The sequence below is a fragment of the Gluconobacter sp. genome (assembly GCF_047723935.1).
GTDB lineage: Bacteria > Pseudomonadota > Alphaproteobacteria > Acetobacterales > Acetobacteraceae > Gluconobacter.
In genome coordinates this window covers 786-3,830 of record NZ_JBDOBO010000127.1, presented here as the reverse complement: position 1 = coordinate 3,830, position 3,045 = coordinate 786, and the positions used below count along the sequence as shown (strand labels likewise).

Sequence of the window (3,045 nt, the reverse complement as noted above, 5' to 3'; positions counted from 1 at the left end):
GTGAGCACATTTAATCAATAGCTTCGCTTCAATTTTGTTGGCATAAGATATATTATGCGATAATTGTGTATGCGCGCAAAGCTAAAATGTCCGCCTTCTGCAAAACAGAAATGTCCGGTTTGACGTTCTCCCCTCATGGGATGAACCAATCGGAGCAGGATCATAGGGTGGATTCTAGTGAACGAGAACGATCTGCGACGTACGCGTGTGCTGTCAACCGCTGACAGGTTCGATGAAAACATTGGCGGCTGCGCGCAAACTTGGAAGTACAGACCGTCAGACCCGTCCCCTACTCGACCGAATGCGCCATGAACGTAAATCAGTTCGGGCAGGATAGGCTTCGAAGTTGTATAGCCGCTTGTATATCAGCTTTTGGGGGAGTAGCCCCCGTTCTAGATGACCAAAAAGAGGGCGTAAGCCGCCTGTCGGCTATTTAAGCTGTTCGGATCCGATGGAAACAGACCGCTAAGGGTATCTGGATATACGCTTGGCTTGGGGCAGGAGAGTTTTGAACCGTGTCAGCAGGAGACGCATAAACGCATCGCTGAACTGCCCGAGGGGTGGACTTGCTTGCAGATAGTACGAAGTCACAGTCGGGTCGAGATTGTACTCATCGAGTAGAATCCACTGCTGCCGGTTCTGATCAAGACCGGCCCGTCGTTTTTCCGTTGCAGGCACCTCGACTGCTATACGGTTAGGGGCCGGTAGGCGTGTTGTTACCGGAAGCAGAAGAAGATAGTTCTGGTTGTCCCGTGCCACAAAAGCGGCAGCAACAGTGGTCGGGCGATCCTTGCGTCCTTCGCTTTCTCCGCGCGCGTCCTGCCAGTGCCATAGATAGGGGTATCGCAAGACCATTCCTGGCCGAAAATCGATGCTCATGGCTAAGGAGTAATGTCCAGCAGGTAGCCGTCGATTGCTTGTCCAATGTCCCGGGCCAGATCGGCAGGCATGTCCGCTGTCGCGCCGACCACACGCCTGTCGGCATCACGGGCTGTCAGTGCCTCATATTGTTCAACGCTGAGCATGATCAGGCGCGGTTTACCGCGCTGGCTGATTGAAACGGGACCTTGCAAGGCACTGGCGATAATGTCGCCTGACTTACGAGATAGGTCACTGGTCGAAAATGTGAGCATGATCCCCTCCTTCAGTGAAACGCAATAATACAGCAACTACAGCAATGATGTAAATGACGGAGATTATCCCGGAGTATGGTGCGGCATTGTCCTGCTTTCGCCGCAACGGAATGATGGCTTGTCTAAATTTAATTGCGTTCTGGGCCGAGGATACGGCACGATTTGCCTTACGTTCGGCGTGGGACTCCCATGGCCTTGAAAGCCCGGTTTCCGGCTGATTATCCTCATAATGTCGAAAACCAGAAGTTAAGGATAATTAGAATGCTGGTTTATCAGTGTGTTATGAATCCATTTAATATGGATAATTTACTACTGAGATCAGAAAAATCCACGGATTAATGATAAAAACGGCAAGCGAATTTTGGATGGATTTTAAGAGCTGATTTCTGCTGCGCTTATGTCCATCTTGAGAGGGAGAACCGAAGGCCGGCTTTATGTTTGACGGCAATAAAAAGGGGCCATGGAAATTGAAAGGAGATGTCTTGCTGTCGTTCAACAGACTGTTTGCTATGATGGCATGATGAATCGCAAAAAGCTCACAAAGATTGCATTAACCAAGTCAATGCCTCTTTCCAGATGGCAGGAGTGGAAAAAAATATTTCCTCTGCTTGGTATCATCTTGCTTCTGTTTTCTGGCGCTGCATGCCTGAGAATATTTCTGACGTCGCAGAAGCATACGCAAATAGGCGGGCCTTACACTCTGGTTAATGGTCAGGGGCAGATCGTCACTCAGGCGGCTTTTGAGGGGCATTATACGCTTCTGTATTTTGGCTATACGCACTGTGTAGACATCTGCCCGTTGACACTTGCGACTGTATCAGCTGCTCTTGATGAACTTGGTAAGCGGGGAGAAAGCATTATTCCGGTGTTTATTTCAGTTGATCCTGAACGGGATACCCCAAAAGTTTTACAGGATTACGTTGAACGGTTTTCCCCTCGTATTGTTGGCCTGACTGGGTCGGAAACTCAGCTTCAGTCGGTCGTGAAAGCTTTTCATGTTTCCGCACGACGTCAGGTCCCCAATGGTGCAGGCTATCTCATTGATCATAGTTCGCTTCTTTACTTCATGGATGGACAAAACCATCTGGTCGGCATGATCCCCGTGGATGCCAGTGCCCACCAGATTGCAAGCGAACTCAGGCGGCTTTTACCGCCATCGTGATGTCAGGTCGGACGGAATTTCGCAAATATCCGGTTTGCAAGAGTCAGAATAAGTAATGCAGCCCCCAGCTCTGGTAGAAGCAGCCCTAGAGTGACGAGTATTGCAATACCGATAATTCCATATTGCTGAGAGTGCATGGCGGGCGGAGCACCCAGGGATTCTGCAGGTTTGCGTTTAAGCCACAATACAGTTGCAGCACTACTCATCGCCAGTAAGCCTGTTGCCACCAACAGGTTGATAACCTGATTTATCCCTCCAAAAAGCTGGCCTTCATGTGCCGCAACGCCGTAGCCAATGATGCGATCCATAAGGCCTTTCTGGGCGAAGGTTGTATGTGCCAGCACATGGCCATCTGGTGTTACCGTCACACTTTCTCGCAAAGGTCGGTTTTGCGTGTCGGACCGCACAGTCCACATAGAACCAGACGGCGTAATGATGACCGGAGCAGGCAGGGAGAGAGTGCTCGCGGTCTGTACAACAGTGTCCAGACTACTTACCAAGTCTTCTGCAGGAAAAGAGGTAGAGACGATTGGCATGTCCATACCGGGCATATCCATGCTGCCTGTTGCAGGCTGCTTCTGTGATTGCCCGACCGGGTGCCCGGCAATGACCGTGGCGGCTGGAACCGCGCCGATTTCCCAGTCCTTGACAGAGGTCAGGCGGCCAAACGTGTTTTCGACTGATTGCAGGGTATGCCCCCAGACAAAGGACCACGGTAGACCGGATACCAGAAACAGCACCAGAAACACT

General features: G+C 50.7%; 4 protein-coding genes. 1 reads left to right on the top strand and 3 read right to left on the bottom strand.

Annotation, left to right across the window (positions count from 1 at the left end; all coding sequences use genetic code 11):
• Positions 1–465: 465 nt before the first annotated feature.
• Together ABF979_RS16535 and ABF979_RS16530 are read right to left on the bottom strand one after the other, a co-directional pair.
• Positions 466–879 (bottom strand): hypothetical protein, encoded by a 414-nt coding sequence (locus ABF979_RS16535; protein ID WP_415437236.1) that lies wholly within the window; start codon positions 877–879, stop codon positions 466–468.
• 2 nt (positions 880–881) lie between these two features.
• On the bottom strand, positions 882–1,133 hold the full coding sequence (locus ABF979_RS16530) for a type II toxin-antitoxin system prevent-host-death family antitoxin (protein WP_415560769.1): 252 nt from the start codon (positions 1,131–1,133) through the stop codon (positions 882–884).
• Positions 1,134–1,752: 619 nt separating this feature from the next.
• Between ABF979_RS16530 and ABF979_RS16525 the strand changes: the two genes are divergently transcribed.
• The gene (locus ABF979_RS16525; protein WP_415560768.1) at positions 1,753–2,295 is read left to right on the top strand and encodes an SCO family protein; all 543 of its coding nucleotides are present in this window, start codon (positions 1,753–1,755) and stop codon (positions 2,293–2,295) included.
• 2 nt (positions 2,296–2,297) lie between these two features.
• Here ABF979_RS16525 and ABF979_RS16520 read toward each other — a convergent pair.
• Positions 2,298–3,045, bottom strand: a 748-nt coding sequence (locus ABF979_RS16520; protein ID WP_415560767.1) for a PepSY domain-containing protein, incomplete at its 5' end; no start/stop codon positions are given.

What these genes read in the sequence shown, in the direction of transcription:
- ABF979_RS16535 (WP_415437236.1), bottom strand. Translation starts at nt 879, where the DNA reads ATGAGCATCGATTTTCGGCCAGGAATGGTCTTGCGATACCCCTATCTA.
- ABF979_RS16530 (WP_415560769.1), bottom strand. Translation starts at nt 1,133, where the DNA reads ATGCTCACATTTTCGACCAGTGACCTATCTCGTAAGTCAGGCGACATT.